This is a genomic window from Streptosporangium sp. NPDC087985, from assembly GCF_044741965.1.
Lineage (GTDB): Bacteria > Actinomycetota > Actinomycetes > Streptosporangiales > Streptosporangiaceae > Streptosporangium.
In genome coordinates, this window is record NZ_JBIUTQ010000017.1 from 73,955 (window position 1) to 91,224 (window position 17,270).

Consider the following 17,270-nt stretch of genomic DNA (forward strand, 5'->3'; position numbering starts at 1 on the left):
TTTCCGTATTGGTGGTGCCGGCCTTTTGGGAAATGCGTGGTCGCGCCTGATCTCTCCGCGGGAGCTTGAGCATTGGCCAGCCGGAGCACAGGACGGCCCGGGTGGTTGCATGTCGGCCCGCTGGAGTCGCGGCTTACGCGGGGCTGGGATCCGGACACGTTTCCTCATGCGGAGAACCTGCTGTCGGTCATGACGTTGGCGGCGGTGCCTCACGCGCTTGCCGTGAGGCTGGCCGCTCACCTGACCGGCGGCATCTACGTCGGTGTCGGCTCGGTCCCGGATCTGAGCGGTTTCGAAATGCTGCGGAGCGCCCGGCTTCCTGTCCAGGACGCTTCGTGGGATCGCAGTCCCGGTGTCTACGATCCCGGGCTGCGGCGTATAGGGGTGGGCACCGTCGCGTCGTCGAGTGTCAGTGTCGCCGGCCATGAGCTCGGCCACGCGACCGATCACATGGACGGCCTGCCCTCTGGGACAGGGTTCTGGGCGGGTCTGCGGGAGCGGTGCCACGACCGTCTGGGGCAGCCGTACCGGGGGGATGTGACCGAGCTTTTCGCGGAGTGTTTCGCCTGTGTCCTCACCCGGCGCGTCTCGCGGCTCATCCGGCTGCTGGGAGATGAGAGCGCGGCCGAGCGGGCCTACCACTGGCTGTCTGGACGTTATGGAGTCGGCTGAGGCGGCGCGGGGCGGTGTTTCTGGCTGGGGGAAGGCCGCGACGCTATGCTGACGGCAGCCGGCTACCCCCACCGGGACAGAGAGGAACGGCCATGACTGTGATCATGTTGCCGGGCGGTGTGCTCCGCGTTCCGTGGGCGGTCACGTTGCTGGACGGCACCAGAGCCGAGGGGACCCGCGATGTGCGTCCGGTGGATGCCGACTATGAGCAGTGGCTGGCGTATGCGCTGACGGAGGATGAGGTGCGGCGTCTGGAGACGGAGGAGACCGCTCGGGACGTCGAGATTCTCGCTCGGTGGCGGGCGCGTAGGAGCGCCTGACGGCTGTCCGGTCTCGGGAAGGCACGGGGGGTCGGCAAGCCCGTGGCAGGGCTTGCCCCGGTGGGGCGTGTCCGGGTTTCTGGCGTGGCGTGGTGACTGTTCAGAGCCTGCTCCGGCCCCTGCTCCCCTGCTCCCCTGCTCCCCCGGTCTCTGGCCTGGTGGGGGTACGGGCTGGTAATTCCATGGGGCGTCTTTTCGGCCTCACTGTAGTCCTGGGGAAATTTCCAACGGACTTTGCCTGACCTGCACTGATGCGAGTTCGGTCCCCGCGATGCGGCTCAGCACGGTGTCGGCGGCCTGCGCCCCGAGCGGCCCGGCGGCGTAGCAGCTCAGGCCCGCCGCCGCATCCGCGCCGCGCAGGCTCCCGCGGCTCCGGCAGCCCGGCAGGCCCGGATCGTCAGGGACTTCAAGCAGGCCTGGGAGGCCAAGGACATCGACGCCCTCATCGGCCTCCTCGCCCCCGACGCCACGGCCACCGGCGACGGTGGCGGCCTCGCCGCCACCGTGCTCCGCCCGATCGAAGGCGCCGAGCAGATCGTGCGCTCACTGCTCAATCTCGCTGGCAGGCTACGCAACCTGACGATCCTGGAGCGTACGGTCAACGGCCAACCCGGCCTGATCGCCCAGCAGGACGGCGTCACCGTATCGGTGTGCGCGTTCGAGGTCGCAGGCGACCAGATCAAGCACATCTGGGCGATACGCAACCCCGACAAGCTCCGGCCGTGGACGGTGGGACCACAGCACTAGGAGACTATCGCCGGACTGCTGCTGCTGGCCGGGCATGAGACGACCTCGAACATGCTCGGCCTGGGCACCCTGGCCCTGCTGCGGCAGCCGGACCAGCTCGCGATGATCCGCGACGATCCGGCGCTGATCGAGCCCGCCGTCGAGGAGCTGTTGCGCTGGCTGTTCATCGTGCAGTCGCTGCCGCCGCGCACGACCACGACGGATGTGGAGATCGCCGGGCATGCCATCCCCGCGGGCTCGCTCGTGATCCTTTCGCTTCCTGCCGCCAACCGCGACCCTGCCTTCATCGACGATCCCGAGACCCTCGACATCACCCGGGGAGCCGCCGGTCACGTCGCCTTCGGCCACGGTGTGCACCACTGTCTCGGGGCGCCGCTGGCGCGGATGGAGATGCGCATCGCCTTCCCGGCCCTGCTGCGGCGCTTCCCCGGCCTCGCGCTGGCCGGCCCGTACAAGCAGATCGACTTCCGGGTCTTCAGCGTCGTGTACGGCTTGCACGCGGTGACCTGGTGAGCGGACGACCGCCCGCCCAACTGAACTCCACCAGCCCGGCACCGCGCAAAGCGTCACGGATCCGTTCGGCGTCGCGATCGCGCGCGCTCCACGGCGGCCGCCGTCCCCGGCCGTAGCCGAACCTCGGCTCATCATCGCTCATGGCCCGCACCGTAAACGCCCTGCGAATCACAGTCCCAGGGCGTCCGCATCAGTGCAGGTCAGGCAGATCCGTTGGAAATTTCCCCAGGACTACAGCGAGGCCTTTTCGGCGGGTGGCCTGCGGAGAGTCCGGTGAGGGTGCCGGTCGCGGTGGACGCGCCGGGCGTGGATGAAGTCACTGAGATTGTCGGTGCGACATCCTACGATGGGCCGACTCGTGAAGGGAGCTGCTGATGCTGGACTCGCTGATCGTGCCGCTGCTGGTCACCACCGATCTGCCGCCGGATACGGACTTGGCTGAATTCGGGCGGTTGCTGGCCGATGCGGTGCGGAGGCTGGAGCACGGCGACGCCTCTTATGCGGGGTTTTTGAATGGTGGGGTGTTCTGGCTGGATCGGCCCCGTACACCTGCGCAGGACGGCGGCCCCGAGCTGTCGCCGGCCGAGGAGCTGCGATTTGCCGCACTGATCGGTTACCTGTCGATTTCAGATTCGCGCCGGTCGCCCAAGGAGGTGGTCGCCGACGCGGGCGGGGCGATCACGGAGGCGGTGGCCGTCCGATACGGGGATCTGGGCAGTCCTCCGGCGGTGATGGCGATCAGGGCCGAGGATGTGCGGGAGAGAACTCCGGTGTCGGCGCTGCCGGTCAGGACCACCGGTGCCGGCGCCGGACTGGTGGCGGTGACCCGCTCCTACCTGTAGCCCCCCCGTGGGGCGGAGGCCGGCCCGGCGGCCCGCTGTCGACAGGCGGTCAGGCCTGGATGGATTCGACGAAGCGCTGGGCGTCGGGTCCGCTCATGCCGGTTTCGCCGCGCACCAGCAGGACGGCCTGTTCGGCGCGGCCGACGTCTTTGAGCAGACGTACCCGGGTGGCCAGGTCGGCGCTGTGCCCGGAGGGCAGGGGCGCCGGTGGGCGTGAGCCCCGCCGTACCAGGACGATGACGATCGTCACGGTGATCACCAGGACGGGTAGAACGAGCAGGATCAGCAGTTCCACAGGTCCGAGGTTCGGCATGGGGTGATCATAGGGTTCGAAGGCGAGGGGCACCACCCGGTTACCGGGGCTGTGGAGGAGCGGGGCTTTACGGCCGGAAGGTGGTGAGGTAGTCGGTAGGGGCACCGGGCGTCCGAGCGCACCGCGGGCAGGCGGATTGTCGGTGCCGGCCGCTACGGTCGGGATGAACGAGGAAGGGTGTCTGTGAAACATGCGGCCAGCGGATCTGAACCGTCTCACCGTGCAGGAGTCCGCCGATCGGTATGTGGAACTGATCCGCGCCAAGATGCTGACGGGTGCGCTGTCGGCGGCGACGGCGGAGGTTTACGCGCGGGATGTGGCCACGTTCGTCCGGCTGGCGGGTGAGCGGCAGGTTCTGGATGATCTGACCGGCGAGGACGTGGATGCGATCTTGCTGGCTTTCGCCCGTAAGCCCGATGAGCGGCGGGCCGAGCCCGTCGCCGGCGGCGTGCAGTCGGCCTCCTCCCAGGCGCGCTTCCGCCGGTCGGTGTCGGCGTTGTTCAAGCATGCGACGCTGACGGGCTGGGTGCAGGTCAATCCGATGGCGCTGACGACGGTGACGGCCAAGGAGCGAGGGGGGCTGCGGCCGCAGCGGCGGGCGCTGACCCGGGAGCAGGCTCAAGGGCTGATAGGCGCGGCGCGTGATCTCAGCGGCAGCCCCGGATCGCCGGTGCCGGACGGCGCGGCCGCTCCGGTTGCCTCCGCTGGTGCGACGGGTGCGGCGGACGGCAAACGCGGCCGGCGGCGTGACCAGCGCACCGAGCTGCGGGACGCGCTGATCGTACTGCTGCTGTCGACGATGGGGCCGCGGGTCTCGGAGCTGGTGCGGGCGAACGTGGAGGATTTCTACACCAACGACGGGGTGCGTTACTGGCGGATCTTCGGTAAGGGCGGTAAGACGCGCGATGTGCCGCTGCCCGGGGACGTCGCCCGGGTGCTGCAGGCCTATCTGGAGCGGGGCCGGCCCGAGGCGGCGGACAAGGCGCTGTTGTTGTCGTGGCGGGGCAGGCGGCTGGCGCGGGGGGACGTGCAGGCGGTGATCGACCGGGTGCAGCGGCAGGTGGATCCCGACCGGCGGCGGTCGGTGACACCGCACGGCCTGCGACATACGACGGCCACCCACCTGCTGGCCGACGCGGTGGACATGGACGCGGTGCGGCGGGTACTGGGCCACAGCGACCTGGCGACGCTGGGCCGCTACCGCGACGAGCTGCCCGGGGAGCTGGAGGTGGCGATGCGGGCCCATCCGCTGCTACGGGGGCCGTCCGGCGGCCGGTGAGATGACGGTCGGCCTGGTCTCCGGCCCCAGCCCGGCGCCGGCTGCCGGACGGGCCGGCCTGAACGCCCTCTAGGCTGAAGGGCGTTCCCGGATCTGAGAGAGGTGCCCGCTGTGCCGTCCGCACTGCGTCTGTTCCGTTATGTGGCGATCGCTGAGGCGTGTTCGTGGGCGGGACTGCTCACCGGCATGTACTTCAAGTACATCGTGGAATCAGGCGACCTCGGGGTGAAGATCTTCGGCCCGATCCACGGCCTGCTGTTCGTGCTGTATGTGGCCGGGGTACTGGCCGCGGCCCGGCAGGCCCGCTGGAGTGTTGGCACGGCCGTGCTGGGCCTGGCGTGCGCGGTCCCTCCGTTCACCTCGCTGTGGTTCGAACGGCGCATGCTGGGCGGTGACCGCGAGCCGGTCACCGTCTGACCCGCCGCGCTGTCGGGTGCGGGAGCCGTCGCTCCAGCCTGGCCCGCGGCCGAAGACCGCGGGCCCGGCAACGGGGTGAACGTTCACGACCGGTGCGCTAAACAAGCGTGATCCGCAGATCACCGGGCTGTTCCTCCAGTACGGCCCGCGTCGCCGCCCGGCTCCGCCGCGGACAGGTCAGCATGTCGGTGGAGTCGCCGAACTGGTCGGCCGCACCGACCGGCGGCAAGGCCCGCACTCTGGGGTCGGCGATGGCGGCGCCGAGCGCGTCGGCGAACCGCTGCGCGCCGATGACCTGAAACGGCCGGTCGTGGAAATTCCGGGTCGTGGGCTGCAGGGGCTCGCTCAGGCCGAGCCGGTTGTGCAGCGCGGCCACCCGCTCATAGGCGCGGCCCAGGTGCTGTTGCCTGGTCCGCCACTCCAGCGCGGCGACCGCCCGCGCCAGGGCCTCTCCCAGCTCGGCCGTACCCGTCAGTCGGGCGAAGGCACTGCCGAGCCATTTGCCGTACGGCGGGTAGCGGCGGCGCATCAGCAGCACCAGCCGCATCAGGTCCCGGGCCAGGCCCGCTGTCAGCACGGCCGAGCCGAGCTCGTCACCGACCTCCCCGCACCGGCCGGGGAAGGCCTCCCGCTGGGCCAGGCGCCTCCACTGGCAGGCCAGCACATAACGCCACAGGTCATCTGGATACCAACGCACGGCTGAGCGGGCCCGCTCCAGTGTGCCCAGCCCGTCGTGGAAGACCTCCCCGCAGGTCACCTCGGCCAGCCGCTGCCAGGGGGTGGCCAGCCAGTCCAGCGCGGTGACCCCCCGCAGCGGATCGAAGCCGAGCCGGTCGTGAAACCAGGCCGCGGCGCCGGCCACCTCAACGCCGTGCCCGGTGCCGAACACGGTCGGGTAGCCGCCGAAGGTCTCCGGCAGGCCGGCGGTGATGGCCGCCCGCAGTCGCCGGGCCTGTTCGGGGGCGACGAACAGCACCACCCTGGGGCCCCAGTCGTGGTCGGTGGAGCGTTCGGTGTCGAACGCCAGCACCTCCGAACCGGGGCCGAGCAGTGCCGCGCTGTGCGGTACGTCGGCGACCAGCGGCTGCACGACCTGCGTATAGAAGGCACGTGAAAGCTCCAGACCAGGCACAAAACTGGACATCATTTCGTCCACTTTGCCGGGCGTCGCCGCCCCGCGCACCCGATTTTCCCCGCCCAGACCGCCGGGACTGCCTTAGTGGCCCAGGGCAGCCGCCGCCACCGGCCGCACCCGCATGCCCAGCCGTCCGTAGAGACCGAGCGCAGCCCGGTTGTCGGTGTCGACCATCAGCGCGACCCGCCCATGCTCGGCGGCCAAGGCGTCGAAGACGAACCGGCACACCGCCTGCCCGTAGCCCCGGCCACGCACAGCCGCAGCCGTGGCCACCCCCGCGACGAACCCCACCCGCGGGCACGACCAGGCGTCGGCGGCCGTGGCCACCAGCTGCCCGCCGGGCGCACGCAACCCCGCCCAGCGGCGGATCCCCGGCAGGCCGGGCACCGCCCACGCCGACGGCGACGCCTCCGCCAGCAAGACGCCCACCTCCTCGTCGGCGCCCTCCAGCCATTCCACCCCCAGCTGCTCCATGCCGCCGGCCGCCCCGGCGGGCAGCGGCCGGTCGGTGTCCATCCACTCGAATCCGTGCGGCGGCCCGGCCCCGGCCAACCGCCCGGCCAGCTCCTCCACCAGCGGCCGGTCCCCCATCAGCCGGTACGACGCTCCCAGCTCCGGCCACACCAGCCCTACAAGCCGCGCCACCTCAGAGGCGTTCCCGCGCACCGTCAGCCGGTCGCGGCGGTTCAGATCCGGGCTGGCCACCGCCACCGCCTCCCCCAGCACCCAGGCCCGCACCCCGCCCCGCATGCCCTGGGCCGCCCACACCAGCAGCGGGTCGTCATCGCAGGCGGCCACCACCTCGTCCATCGTGGCCAGCTCACGCGCACTCACAAGATCGCCCCTGGCGTGTAGGCGGCCGCACCCGGGTAGCGGGCAGTGATCTCACCGATGCGCTCCACGACCGTCTCGACCTGCTCGGCGGCCGCCCCGGTGAAGACAATCCGCTGCTCCAGCAGCCCGGCCAGCGCCGCGGCGTCCAGCGGGAACCGCTCATCGGCCGCCAGCCGCTCCAGCAGCTCGTTGCCCGCGCCGCGCTCCCGCATCGCCAGCGCCGCCGCGACCGCGTGCTCCTTGATCAGTTCATGGGCGCTTTCGCGGCCCATACCGGCCCGGACCGCGGCCATCAGCATCTTCGTGGTCGCCAGGAACGGCAGATACCGGTCCAGTTCGGCAGCGATGACCGCAGGGAACGCGCCGAACTCCGAAAGCACGGTCAGCGCCGTCTCCACCAGCCCGTCAAAGGCGAAGAACGCGTCCGGCAACGCCACCCGCCGCACCACCGAACAGGACACATCCCCCTCGTTCCACTGGTCGCCCGCCAGCTCACCGACCATGGAGGCGTATCCCCGCAAGATCACCGCCAGCCCGTTGACCCGTTCACACGAGCGGGTGTTCATCTTGTGCGGCATCGCCGAGGAGCCCACCTGCCCCTCGGCGAACCCCTCGGTGACCAGCTCATGGCCTGCCATCAACCGGACCGTCTTGGCCAGCGAGGAAGGAGAGGCGGCCAGCTGCACCAGCGCCGTGACCACCTCGTAGTCCAGCGAACGCGGATAGACCTGCCCGACGCTGGTCAGGCAGTGGGCGAACCCCAGGTGGGCCGCCACCGCCTCCTCCAGCTCGGCCAGCTTGCCCCGATCACCACCCAGCAGGTCCAGCATGTCCTGAGCGGTGCCGACCGGGCCCTTGATACCCCGCAGCGGGTAGCGGCCGATCAGCTCCTCCAGCCGGGCGAAGGCCACCAGCAGCTCATCGGCCGCCGACGCGAACCGCTTGCCCAGCGTGGTCGACTGCGCCGCCACGTTATGCGACCGCCCCGCCATCACCGTGCCCGAATGCTCGACGGCCAGCGCACCCAGACGGGCCAGCAGCGCCACACACCGCTCCCGCATCAGCAACAGGCTGTCACGGATCTGCAACTGCTCGACGTTCTCGGTCAGGTCCCGCGACGTCATGCCCTTGTGCACGTGCTCATGCCCGGCCAGGGCGTTGAACTCCTCAATACGGGCCTTCACGTCATGACGGGTGATCCGCTCCCGCGCGGCGATGGAGGCCAGATCCACCTGCTCGACAACCTTGTCGTAGTCGGCCACCGCCTGCACGGGGACCGCGATCCCCAGCTGCGCCTGCGCGGCCAGCACGGCCAGCCACAGGCGGCGCTCGGCCACCACCTTGTACTCGGGAGACCACAGACGGGCCAGCTCCGCCGAAGCGTAACGGGCGGCCAGGACATTGGGGATACGCGGCTTGGCAGTCACGTTGCGTCAGTCTATTCGGCTGCGGCCACCACGCCCGCGCAGGGGCACCCCTGGCCGTTCACCCCCGCGGGTTCCGGCCGCCCCGGCGGGCCGCCCGCCGGGGCGGCCGGGCGCCGCACGACGCAGGACCGTCCGTGCGACACCCGGTGCCCACCCCGCCGGGGACCTACCGGGCCGGGGTCAGCTCACCGGCGCCCGCCACCTCCACCTCGGCCCCATGCTGACCGGCCTTGGGCGTCCGGCGGAAACGTTCCTTGGCCCGCTCCACCATCACATACAAGGTCGGCACCAGCACCAGCGTCAGCAACGTGGACGACAGCAGGCCGCCGATCACCACGATCGCCAGCGGCTGGGAGATGAAACCACCCGACCCCGTCAGGCCCAGCGCCATCGGGATCAACGCGAAGATCGTCGCCACCGCGGTCATCAGGATGGGCCGCAACCGGCGCCGGCCCCCCTCGATCACCGCCTCCACCACGCCCAGTCCCTGCTCCCGATACTGGTTGATCAGGTCGATCAGCACAATGGCGTTGGTCACCACGATGCCGATCAGCATCAGCATGCCGATCAGCGCCGGAACACCCAGCGGAGTCCCGGTGGCCAACAGCAGCCCGATCGCGCCGGTCGCCGCGAACGGCACCGACACCAGCAGGATCAGCGGCTGGACGAAACTGCGGAACGTCGCCACCATGATCATGAAGACGATCGCGATGGCGGCCAGCATCGCCAGCCCCAGCTGGCCGAACGCCTCAGCCTGATCGGCGCTCACCCCGCCAAGAGCGAAACTCGCCCCCGCCGGCAGTGACAGCGCCTCCAGCCTGGTCGTCAGCGCCGCGGTGACACTGCCCAGGTCGCTACCGGTGGCGGTGCCCGACACCGTCGCGCTGCGCTCCCCGTCGATCCGGGTCACCTGCGGCGGCCCGTCGACCTTGGCGACCCTGGCCACCTCCGACAACCTGACCTGCCCGGTCGCCGCCGGCAGCCGCAGCTCACCGACCGCCTTCACACTCTGCGGCGCCTCAGCCGTCCGCAGGATCAGATCGCCGGCCCGCCCGTCCAGCGTGACCTGGCCCAGGGGCGCCCCGCGGAACCACTGCGCGACCATCTGCCCGATCTGCGCCTCTGTCAGCCCCTGGGCCGCCGCCTTGCGGCGATCCACCTGAACCTCGACCCGCTGGGCACTGGCCTCCAGGTTGGAAGACACATCCCGCAGCCCCTCCAGACCCGCCATCGCCCCGCGCACCGCCTCGGCCGCCTCACGCAGCGTCGCGGCGTCCGGCGCCTGCACGATCACCTGAAGCTGGTTGGCCGAACCACCACCCGGACCGCCCTGGGCGCCACCGACGGTGACCTCACCGGCGTCCTTCAGCTCCGCGAGCCGCTCGCGCAGCGCACTTTCCACCACGGCCGCATCGGCGCTCTCGGAGACCGTCACCGAGTAGGAGGCCCGATCGCCACCACTGCCGCCGCCCATGCCCATGAACCCGCCCCCGGAGCCCACGTTGACCTGGTAGCTCTCCACCTCCGGCACAGAGCCCAGCACCTTCTCCACCTTCCGGGCCGCCGCGTCCGTGGTGGCCAGATCGGTACCGGGAGGCATCTTCTGGCTGAGGGAGAGCGTGTTCTGACCGGAGGAGTCGATGAAGTTGGTCTCCAGCCGCCCGGCCAGACCCATCGTCCCCGCAAAGATCACAACGCCGACCAGGACAGTGCTCAGCCGCCGCCTGGTCGCGAAACGCAGCACCGGCAGATAGGCGCGCTGCAACGGGCTGCGCAGTTCCTTGGCCTCGGCCTCCTGCCGCACCACCCGCGCCTGCTCCGCGCTCAACACCGGCGCCTTCAAAAACCAGTAGGCCAGCACCGGGATCACCGTCAGCGACACCAGCAACGAGGCCAGCAACGCCACCGCCACCGTGATCGCGAACGGCGCGAACAGCTGCCCGACCATGCCGCCGACCACCGCGATCGGCAAGAACACCGCCACCGTCGTCAACGTCGAGGCCGTCACGGCCCCGCTCACCTCACGCACCCCTGAAAGCACGGCCTCACGCTTGGCCTTGCCGTACCCCAGATGCCGCTTGATGTTCTCCAGAACCACGATGGAGTCGTCCACCACCCGCCCGACCGCGATGGTCAGCGCCCCCAGCGTGAGCATGTTGAGGGAGTAATCCCCCACCCACAGGGCGATCAACGCGATGACCACCGACAACGGGATCGACATCGCCGTCACCAGCGTCGAACGCACCGACAACAAGAAGACCAAAATGACCAGTACCGCGAACACCAGACCCAGCAGGCCCTCGGTGGTCAGATCCTCGATCGACCGCTCCACATACGGGGCCTGGTCGAAGACCACCGTCACCTCGGAGGAGTCACCGATCGCGCGGACCATCTCCGGCCGCATCTCACGCACCGCGTGCGAGATCGCCACCGCGTTGCCGTCCGCCGTCATCGTCACCGACACGCCCAGGCTCGGCTTACCGTTGGTGCGCGTCAGCGAGGTACCGGCGGCCAGTGACCACTTGACGTCGGCGACGTCGCCCAGCTTGACCGGCCTCGGCGCCGCCCCGGCACGCTCTGCCTGCTGCGGGACCTGCTGCGCCTGGACGGGGTTCTGCGCCGCTGCCGCCGCCGGCATCTGACGCCCCTGCTGCGCCTGCGCCGGTGCCGGAGCGGCGGGAATCAGATACAGGTTCTTCAGACCCTCCAGCGAGGCGATCCGGCTGCCGACCTGAACCGTCAGCGACGTCTGGTCCTCCACCAGGCTGCCCGCCGGAACGGGCTGACCGTTGGCCCGCAGCGCGTCGGTCACCGCGCTCGGCGCCAGCCCCCGCGCGGCGAGCTTGCCGACGTCCGGGGTAATCACCACGGTCTCGTTGCGGGTGCCGGTCACCGTGGCCTCGCGGACACCGTCGATGCCCTGCAGCCGCGGCACCACGGCCCGCTGCAGCTTGTCGGCCATGGCCCGCTCGTCGTCGCCGGCCGCCACCGCCAGCACCAGCACCGGGATGTCGTCGGTGCCGCCGGACAGCACCTGCGGATCCACCCCGGCCGGCAGCCGGGCGCCGAGCCGCGCCACCGCCTGCTGCATCTTCGCGACCGCCGCGTCGATGTCGGTGCCGTACTCGAACGCCACCTGAACCTGCGACATCCCCTCCCTGGAGGTGGAGGTCACCTTGGTGACGCCCCCGATGCCCTGGAAACTGTCCTCGATCGGCTTGGTGACCTGATCTTCCACGATCTCGGGAGCGGCCCCCGGGTAGGGGGCGACCACGAACGCCCCCGGGAACGAAAGCGAGGGCAGCAGCTGTTGTTTCAGCGAGGGGATCGCGAGGGCGCCGAACGCGCTCAACACGACCGCGATCATTATCACGAGGCTGCGGTTGGCAAGGCTCAACCTGGCCAGGGCGGTCATGGGGGCGGACTCCTAGGGGGACGTCACAATAAGTTTCACCCACACTAACACTTCGCCTAGTACGAATATTTAGCGAAGCTTTGCAATCCTGATAACCTTCTCAGGAAGCGAGAGGTGAGTGTGAACGACGAACGCGACCGGCTGATCGACCAGATCGGCGAAATACAACGCGACCTGGGACGGCTCTTCGCCCACCACCGCGCCCCCTCCCCCCTCTTCGACTCCAACCTCACCATGCGGCAACTCAAAGTCGTCATGATCCTGTCCTTCCAGCACTCCGCCTCCGGCCAGGACCTCGCCCACCACCTCGGCGTCAGCCTCGCCACCGTCACCGGCATCGTCGACCGTCTCGTCGGCCACGGCCTCGTCACCCGCCGCGAAGACCCCCACGACCGCCGCGTCCGCCGCGTCGAACTCAGCCCCGCCGGCCGCACCCTCACCGAACAGATCGCCGACGCCGGCCTCGCTGACTTCCGCCGCCTCCTCCAGCACCTCGACACCCCCACCCTGCGCGACCTCTCCAACGCCATGAACAAGATCCAAGCCGCCGCCACCACCCTCCACACCGAACATGCCCCCCAAAGGTAGGATGATAGGTTCCACCGGCATGTCCACCTACACCGAGGACCTCTTCTCCCTCACCGGCCGCGTCGCCCTCGTCACCGGCGGCAGCTCCGGCATCGGACACACCATCGCCGAAGCCCTCGGCCGCGCCGGCGCCGCCGTCATCATCGTCGCCCGCCGCCCCGCCCAACTCGCCGAAGCCACCACCCGCCTCCAAAACCACGGCATCCGCACCGCCTCCATCAGCGCCGACCTCGCCAACCCCGCCGACCTCACCCGCATCCGCCAGCAGGCCGCCACCTTCTACGGCGAGATCGACATCCTCGTCAACGACGCCGCCAACAACATCCGCCGCCCCATGGCCGACCTCACCACCGCCGACTACGAACAGACCATGGCCGTCAACCTCACCGCCCCCTACCTCCTCGGCCAGCACTTCGGCCCCCGCATGGCCCAACGGGGCTGGGGCCGCATCATCAACCTCGGCTCCCAGCAATCCATCAGCGCCTTCGGCGACAGCGGCGCCTACGGCATCTCCAAAGCCGCCATCACCGGCCTCACCCGCTCCCAGGCCGAAGCCTGGTCCCGCCACGGCGTCTGCAGCAACACCCTCATCCCCGGCTTCGTCCTCACCCCCCTCACCGAACCCGCCCAAGCCGTCCCCGGCCGCGTCGAGGCCCTCGCCGCCCGCTCCATGACCGGCCGCAACGGCACCCCCGCCGACTTCGCCGGCATCGCCGTCCTCCTCGCCAGCCCAGCCAGCGCCTACATCACCGGCCAGACCATCTGTGTCGACGGAGGCTTCTCCGTCCACTGAACCTCCATGGTTAAATAACGCCCCCGAGCCGAAACCCCCCGGGGGCGCCCATGAACCACCCCACGACCCGCCAGACCGCCCGCGCCCGCCGCGCCGTGTCGTTCTTCTTCATCCTGCTCGGCACCCTCTCCGGCGTCTGGGCCGCCCGCATCCCCGCCGTCAAACACGACCTCGGTCTCAGCGACGGGCAGCTCAGCTACGGCCTGTTCGCCGTCGCCGCCGGCCTCGTCACCGGCATGCGCTTCGCCGGACGGCTCACCGACCGGTTCGGCAGCGCCCGCGTCGTCACCCCCGCCGCCGTCGCCACAGCCCTCACCGTCATCCCTCCCGGCTACGCCCCCACCCTGCCCCTGCTCATCGCCGCGCTCTTCCTGTACGGCCTCGTCAACGCCTCCCTCGACGTCTCCATGAACGCCCACGGCGTCGAAGTCGAACGCGCCTACGGCCGCCCCATCATGTCCTCCTTCCACGGCATGTTCAGCATCGGCGGCCTCCTCGGCGCAGCCCTCGGCGGACTGCTCGCCTGGCTCGGCCTCAGCGCCGGCGCGACCCTGGCCGTCACCGGAATCCCCCTCGCCCTCCTCGCCCTCTACGCCCGGCGTCACCTCCTCCCCTCCGCCCCCCTCCCTACCCCCAGCGCCTCCGCCCCCCTCCCCACCCGCGCCCGCTGGTCCAGCTGGATCGTCCTCATGGGAGTCGTCGCCTTCGCCGGACTCGTCGGCGAGGGCGCGGCCGTCGACTGGACCGCCGTCTACCTCTTCGACGACCTCGGCGCCTCCCCGGGCATCGCCGCCCTCGGCTTCGCCGTCTTCTCCACCGCCATGACCATCGGCCGCTTCGCCGGAGACCACCTCGCCCGCCGATTCGGCCCCGTCCGCCTGGTCCGCTACTCCGGCGTCGTCGCCACCGCCGGTCTGATCACCGCACTGGTCATCGGCCGGGTCCCCGTCGCCATCGCCGGCTTCGCCCTGTTCGGCCTCGGCCTGGCCACCATCGTCCCCCAGGTCTTCTCCGCCGCGGGAAACCACGACCCCGCCCGCGCGGGAGAGTCCATCGCCCAGGTCGCCACCATCGGCTACGCCGGGCTCGTCGCCGGACCCGCCCTCATCGGCGGCGCCGCCGAGATCATCACCCTGCCCGGTGCCCTGGTCATCCCCGCCCTGCTGGCCGCCTTCATGGCCGCCTCGGCCGGTGCCCTACGCCCCCGCGCCCAGCTCACCTCCTGAAAACGTCGCCGACCACCGTCCGCCCCCACCCCGAACGCCCGTGCCGCCCCGAGGCCGGAGACACCCGGTAGCGGCCCAGTACGGCCACGCCCGCGTGAACGCAGCGCGAGCCTCTTGTTTTTGGTGGTTTATGAGTCTTTAGTCCGTTTTGTTATGTTTTTGGACCGACCGACCGCCTTTACATTGTAGATTAATACCGGCTACCGGCCCCTGCGGAAGGCACGTCCCGGACCACACCTGCGGCCGATGCCGGTTCGCGAGAAGGCGCAACAGGTGAGCAGCCGTCCGCCCCAACGACTGCTCACCTGCTCGGGATGCTGTCGGTCCTGGCCGTTATCTCAAGCTCTCCGATCAACAACCGCCCACGCTTCTCGAAGCGCACGATCACCAACACCGTGCCTGGTCCGCGGCCGTCCCCCGGAGACCACACGCGGTTACCAACAAGCCCCCCGCTGCCGAGAACTGGCGACAGTTGAGTACGCGAGCTCACCAGTACCGAGGCTCGTCACCTGGTGGTTGAGGCCGGTCGCTGGGTGCGTCGCTGTCGGTGCATGGCAAGAGGATGTGGGGGCTCAGTCCTCCGGCAGGAGGACGATACGGCCCCTCCCCCGCTTTTCCTCCAGTATCATGTGGGCTTGCGCGGCCTGCGAGAGCGGCAGAGTCTGGACCTCCCGTGCACGGAGCGTTCCCCGAGCGAGCAGAAAGTTCAGTGCCACTGCGGTGTCCGCTAGTTCGCTCGCTGAGGCATTGGAGATCGCGAAGCCTTGCAGGCTCGCGTCGCGGGTGTACAGCGGGCCGACCGGGAGAGGAGTGTGGCCGGTGAGGGCGGCCATAATGATCATTCTGCCGCGGTGGGCGAGAAGGGGGACGGTGCTCTCGAGGTCATGGTGGCCGGAGGTGTCCCAGTACACGTCGACACCTTCGGGCGCGGCGTGTCGGATGCGCTTGGGAAGGTCGGGAGCCTTGTAGTCGAATACCTCATCGGCGCCGTTTGCCCGGCACCACTGCGCGTCGTCGGGCCGCGCGGTGGCCAGGACCCTCGCTCCGGCAGCAGAGGCGAGTTGCAGGACTGCGCCTCCCACCCCGCCGGCCCCTCCCCCGACGACAACGGTCTCGCCGATGCGCAGGTGCGCTTCGCGGAAGAGTCCGAGGTAGGCCGTTGCGCCGGTGTGCAGTACCGCGGCAGCGGCTACCGGGTCGACATCGCCCGGCAGGTGGTAGAGGCGTTCGGCCGCGACGGCGGCATAGGTCGCCGAAGGTCCTTGCCGACCGCCGTGGCCGAGGCTGTTGCACCACACGGTGTCGCCTCCCTCGAAGCCGGACACGCCGGCTCCGACGGCGGCTACCGTGCCGACCGCGTCGCGGCCGATGACGAAGGGGAAGGTGAGTGGCGTCGGGTACGCGCCGGATCGCACGTAGGTGTCGACGTGGTTGACCGCGATCGCCCGGGTGCGGATCAGGACCTCGCCGCCGCCGATGGTGGGCATGGGCAGCTTCCCGACGTGGATCCGACTCGCTGGGCCGGTCGCGTCGATGTATGCGGCGGTAACCGTTGCGGGTACGGTGACACGGCTACTCATGTGTCAGACCGTATGTGGCGGACCAGGCGCGTTTCAGGTCCTCTTCACTCCAGTGCCCGAACGTGTAGGCGGGCGATTCCACCGGCAGTGCCCGTTCCACCCGGATCAGCACCGCCTCGTGGCACGGATACTCAGGGCCGTGGGTGTCCAGCACCCATTGGCGGGACCACGCGTATACGGGGTCGCCCTCCCCGCGGAGCTCGGCGGTGCCCTTGAACCGGTAGCCACGCCTGAGGAGGAAATCGATCACATTCACCTCAAGCCGGGGATCGCGCCCTAGGTTCGCCACCGTCGTGGGTGAGGCCATGTTCATGAACACCAGGTGATCGTCGTCGTAGACGAGCAACGACCCTTTCGGGGACAGATTCGGGGAGCCGTCCTCGCAGACCGTCGCCACGAACGCGAGTTTGGCACTGTCGACAATCTTCCGCATGTCCTGCGTGATGATTCCCACCATTTCCCGCCTTCGCTCGCGCTGTGACCGCTGCATCGTAATTCATCGAGTGCCCGGATCCGCTGGAGCCCTTCCGCGCCGTGTCGTACTCGACGATCCCCAGGCACCCCGATTGCCGTCAGCTCTCGGCAACGGATGAAAATTTCAGCCGCCGCCGACATCAGCGGCTTCCGGGCTCTCTGCGCTGTTACGGGTACCTTTCGATGTGTCGGATAACCGTTTGCCGACACTCGGCCCGGCACAACGGGGCCCTCGATCAAGCCACCGCCCCAGCGAGCCGAGGCGGGCGGAGTTGCCGCCATCCACCGTTCCGATGTCGGTGGGTGCGATGTACGCGCTGGGCGTCGAAGAATCGAACGATTCTCAATACCTTGTCCGAAGTCCTCTTTATGTCGATTTTCGAAGTCGTGTGCACGGATGACCTGGGGCTATGGGTCGATGCGCAGGGAAGTGTGGAATTCGTGCTGTCCGTAGTCGTGTGCACTACCGTTGATCTCTGTCTGTACTCGTGTGCGCGACGGTGAGGTCCGGGTTTGGACGGCGGGCAGGTGGAGGTCGTTGAGCGGAGCGTGCTGACGGTCTCAGATGACGTGTGGGCCGTCGCGGTACGGCGTGCGGAGGTGATCGGCCCTCTGGCCGAGGCGAGGACCGTGGGCCGGGAGACCGCTAAAGCCGCCGCTGCTGAGCTGGGGATTTCGGGGGTCGAAGAACAACG

The 17,270-nt window shown here is 69.8% G+C and carries 17 protein-coding genes; 10 read left to right on the forward strand and 7 right to left on the reverse strand.

Features of this window, described 5'->3' with window-relative positions:
* Positions 1 to 204: 204 nt before the first annotated feature.
* The 5 genes from ACIN94_RS25620 (at position 205) to ACIN94_RS25640 (ending at position 3,094) form a co-directional block, all read left to right on the forward strand.
* The gene (locus ACIN94_RS25620; protein WP_400710793.1) at positions 205 to 672 is read left to right on the forward strand and encodes a hypothetical protein; all 468 of its coding nucleotides are present in this window, start codon (positions 205 to 207) and stop codon (positions 670 to 672) included.
* 92 nt (positions 673 to 764) lie between these two features.
* Complete coding sequence (locus tag ACIN94_RS25625; RefSeq protein WP_400710796.1) at positions 765 to 992, forward strand: hypothetical protein; 228 nt, start codon at positions 765 to 767, stop codon at positions 990 to 992.
* A gap of 504 nt (positions 993 to 1,496) precedes the next feature.
* Positions 1,497 to 1,739 carry a hypothetical protein gene (locus tag ACIN94_RS25630; RefSeq protein ID WP_400710799.1) on the forward strand — a complete coding sequence of 81 codons (243 nt, stop codon included), beginning with the start codon at positions 1,497 to 1,499 and terminating at the stop codon, positions 1,737 to 1,739.
* A gap of 24 nt (positions 1,740 to 1,763) precedes the next feature.
* Positions 1,764 to 2,252 carry a cytochrome P450 gene (locus tag ACIN94_RS25635; protein WP_400711012.1) on the forward strand — a complete coding sequence of 163 codons (489 nt, stop codon included), beginning with the start codon at positions 1,764 to 1,766 and terminating at the stop codon, positions 2,250 to 2,252.
* 374 nt (positions 2,253 to 2,626) lie between these two features.
* Entirely contained in the window at positions 2,627 to 3,094 is a 468-nt protein-coding gene (locus tag ACIN94_RS25640; RefSeq protein ID WP_400710802.1) for a hypothetical protein, read from the forward strand.
* 49 nt (positions 3,095 to 3,143) lie between these two features.
* On the opposite strand, the gene ACIN94_RS25645 is transcribed toward ACIN94_RS25640, so the two are convergent.
* Positions 3,144 to 3,407 carry a hypothetical protein gene (locus ACIN94_RS25645; protein ID WP_400710805.1) on the reverse strand — a complete coding sequence of 88 codons (264 nt, stop codon included), beginning with the start codon at positions 3,405 to 3,407 and terminating at the stop codon, positions 3,144 to 3,146.
* Positions 3,408 to 3,597: 190 nt separating this feature from the next.
* On the opposite strand from ACIN94_RS25645, the gene ACIN94_RS25650 reads away from it, so the two are divergent.
* Together ACIN94_RS25650 and ACIN94_RS25655 are read left to right on the forward strand one after the other, a co-directional pair.
* Positions 3,598 to 4,686, forward strand: coding sequence for a tyrosine-type recombinase/integrase (locus ACIN94_RS25650; RefSeq protein WP_400710808.1), 1,089 nt, complete (start codon positions 3,598 to 3,600; stop codon positions 4,684 to 4,686).
* A gap of 111 nt (positions 4,687 to 4,797) precedes the next feature.
* Positions 4,798 to 5,103, forward strand: coding sequence for a DUF3817 domain-containing protein (locus ACIN94_RS25655; RefSeq protein ID WP_400710811.1), 306 nt, complete (start codon positions 4,798 to 4,800; stop codon positions 5,101 to 5,103).
* 97 nt (positions 5,104 to 5,200) lie between these two features.
* Here the strand turns inward: ACIN94_RS25655 and ACIN94_RS25660 are convergent, their stop codons facing one another.
* The 4 genes from ACIN94_RS25660 to ACIN94_RS25675 all read right to left on the reverse strand — a co-directional run bounded on the left by ACIN94_RS25660 (position 5,201) and on the right by ACIN94_RS25675 (position 11,914).
* On the reverse strand, positions 5,201 to 6,250 hold the full coding sequence (locus ACIN94_RS25660) for a DUF4037 domain-containing protein (RefSeq protein ID WP_400710814.1): 1,050 nt from the start codon (positions 6,248 to 6,250) through the stop codon (positions 5,201 to 5,203).
* Positions 6,251 to 6,319: 69 nt separating this feature from the next.
* The gene (locus ACIN94_RS25665) at positions 6,320 to 7,072 is read right to left on the reverse strand and encodes a GNAT family N-acetyltransferase (RefSeq protein WP_400710817.1); all 753 of its coding nucleotides are present in this window, start codon (positions 7,070 to 7,072) and stop codon (positions 6,320 to 6,322) included.
* On the reverse strand, positions 7,069 to 8,499 hold the full coding sequence (gene purB, locus ACIN94_RS25670) for an adenylosuccinate lyase (protein ID WP_400710820.1): 1,431 nt from the start codon (positions 8,497 to 8,499) through the stop codon (positions 7,069 to 7,071). Before purB ends, ACIN94_RS25665 begins: the two co-directional genes overlap by 4 nt.
* A 166-nt stretch (positions 8,500 to 8,665) precedes the next feature.
* Positions 8,666 to 11,914, reverse strand: a complete 3,249-nt coding sequence (locus ACIN94_RS25675) for an efflux RND transporter permease subunit (RefSeq protein ID WP_400710823.1) — start codon at positions 11,912 to 11,914, stop codon at positions 8,666 to 8,668.
* 114 nt (positions 11,915 to 12,028) lie between these two features.
* On the opposite strand from ACIN94_RS25675, the gene ACIN94_RS25680 reads away from it, so the two are divergent.
* From ACIN94_RS25680 to ACIN94_RS25690, 3 genes are read left to right on the forward strand one after another with little or no spacing between them, the layout of a single operon-like run.
* On the forward strand, positions 12,029 to 12,502 hold the full coding sequence (locus ACIN94_RS25680; RefSeq protein WP_400710826.1) for a MarR family winged helix-turn-helix transcriptional regulator: 474 nt from the start codon (positions 12,029 to 12,031) through the stop codon (positions 12,500 to 12,502).
* A 19-nt stretch (positions 12,503 to 12,521) separates the two neighbouring features.
* On the forward strand, positions 12,522 to 13,295 hold the full coding sequence (locus tag ACIN94_RS25685) for an SDR family NAD(P)-dependent oxidoreductase (RefSeq protein WP_400710829.1): 774 nt from the start codon (positions 12,522 to 12,524) through the stop codon (positions 13,293 to 13,295).
* A gap of 50 nt (positions 13,296 to 13,345) precedes the next feature.
* Entirely contained in the window at positions 13,346 to 14,521 is a 1,176-nt protein-coding gene (locus tag ACIN94_RS25690; protein WP_400710832.1) for an MFS transporter, read from the forward strand.
* Between the two features lie 572 nt (positions 14,522 to 15,093).
* Here ACIN94_RS25690 and ACIN94_RS25695 read toward each other — a convergent pair.
* Together ACIN94_RS25695 and ACIN94_RS25700 are read right to left on the reverse strand one after the other, a co-directional pair.
* On the reverse strand, positions 15,094 to 16,101 hold the full coding sequence (locus tag ACIN94_RS25695; RefSeq protein ID WP_400710835.1) for an NADPH:quinone reductase: 1,008 nt from the start codon (positions 16,099 to 16,101) through the stop codon (positions 15,094 to 15,096).
* A complete protein-coding gene (locus tag ACIN94_RS25700) occupies positions 16,094 to 16,534 on the reverse strand; it encodes a pyridoxamine 5'-phosphate oxidase family protein (RefSeq protein ID WP_400710838.1) in 441 nt (146 codons plus the stop codon). The genes ACIN94_RS25695 and ACIN94_RS25700 overlap by 8 nt, the downstream gene beginning before the upstream one ends.
* Positions 16,535 to 17,270: the final 736 nt, after the last annotated feature.